This is a genomic window from Priestia sp. P5_B4 (genome assembly GCF_056400385.1).
In genome coordinates this window covers 1-1,447 of sequence record NZ_JBFULJ010000930.1, presented here as the reverse complement: position 1 = coordinate 1,447, position 1,447 = coordinate 1, and the positions used below count along the sequence as shown (strand labels likewise).

2 protein-coding genes are annotated in these 1,447 nt (G+C 37.2%); one reads left to right on the top strand and one right to left on the bottom strand.

Features of this window, described 5'->3' with window-relative positions; translation table 11 throughout:
• Window positions 1–34: 34 nt before the first annotated feature.
• The gene (locus tag AC1DRF_RS27580) at window positions 35–1,012 is read right to left on the bottom strand and encodes a DMT family transporter (protein ID WP_427076458.1); all 978 of its coding nucleotides are present in this window, start codon (window positions 1,010–1,012) and stop codon (window positions 35–37) included.
• A gap of 100 nt (window positions 1,013–1,112) precedes the next feature.
• Here AC1DRF_RS27580 and AC1DRF_RS27575 point away from each other — a divergent pair.
• Window positions 1,113–1,447, top strand: a 335-nt coding sequence (locus AC1DRF_RS27575) for a helix-turn-helix domain-containing protein (RefSeq protein WP_477742255.1), incomplete at its 3' end; no start/stop codon positions are given.

Below are 1,447 nucleotides of genomic sequence, written 5' to 3'. Positions count from 1 at the left end.
AAACTCTATATACAGAGTTTCATCTCTTCTTTTCTTATTTTAATAGAGTGGGTGACGGCGCGGTCTGAGATAGTTTTGTTTTTTTGTTTAACATACTATTTATGATCATTCCGATTACAATTATCATCATACCAGCTAACGCGATCCCTGTTGGCATACGCCCATTTAATAGAAGCACTTCGCCAAGAACGGTAAAAATCATGCTGCCCGATTGAGTTGCTTCAACCGCTCCAAGCAAAGCTAAATTTTCTTTTGCCAAGTCTGTTGCGTGAAAGAAAGTCATCGTCGCAATTACACCTGAACTCATCGCTAATATAAAAGCTTGCGAAAATTGAGGAGCTGTTGGCATACCAGTTGTATAAAATCCATATATCGCATAGATGATACTTAGCGGTATACTGCCGATAGCCATACCTAAAACACGTTGAAATGTATCTAATTTTCCTTTGCAGACTTCCATCATTTTCCGATTTCCAAGCGGATATAAAAAAGCAGCCATGACGACAGGGAGAAAACCCAACACAAACTGTGAAAGCGTGATGTTTTCAGCTTCTTTAACTTGCATGAGAATCACGCCCACTAAAATAAATGTTGAAATACCAAGCGTTTTGAGTGGAATGTTTCCTCTTACTTTTTTGTTTCCGTCTGCAGTTTGAATCGTTACATAGAAAAGTGGAGAAATGAGCGCACCTGCCAAGATCGTTACTTGCCACGTTCCAGCTATAAGCCATGACGGTCCAAAAAGTGAAGAAAAACTTAATAATGAATAAAATCCAATTCCTGCAAGAGTTCCCCAGCCTAACCAAGCGAAAGGATGCTTTTTCATTTCCATCCATAATGGTGTAAACTTCTTTTGTACAAGTACTAAAATGAGTAAAATAGGTAGTGCTAATAAAAAACGAAGAGATGCTGTCCAAGCCCAGCTTGTTCCAGATACATTCATGGCACGATTCACAATAAATGTAGCAGAAAAGAACATAGACGAGAGAAGCCCCCATAAAATTGCTTTCATACTTTTTCCTCCTATTTAATAAAAATACCTAAATGTATATTATAGTATACTTATATACAAAAAAAGTGTATCATAATATAAAAAAGAAAGGAAGAAAAAAATGCATTCAGAAGAAATGATGAAAAAGGTAGGCAACGAGCTTAGAAAAATAAGAACACAGCGAGAATTCACACTCGATGAATTAGCAGATAGGACGGGAGTCAGCAAACTCACGTTAGGGAAAATTGAAAGAGGGGAGACTAATCCAACCCTAGGAGTAATGTGGAAAATAACAACAGGTTTAAATATCCCTTTAACTAAATTAGTGTCAGTTGAATCTTCAGTGGCTGTATCTAAGTGCGGAGAAGGTTTTTCTCTCAAAGGACCGGACGAAGCGTGGAAAGTAGAATTTATTTTTCAAAATCAAATAGATTCAACTATTGAAATGTACCGAGC

Bases quoted from the DNA above. Each gene is read 5' to 3' on its own strand.
- AC1DRF_RS27580 (WP_427076458.1), bottom strand. From the start codon at position 1,012: ATGAAAGCAATTTTATGGGGGCTTCTCTCGTCTATGTTCTTTTCTGCT.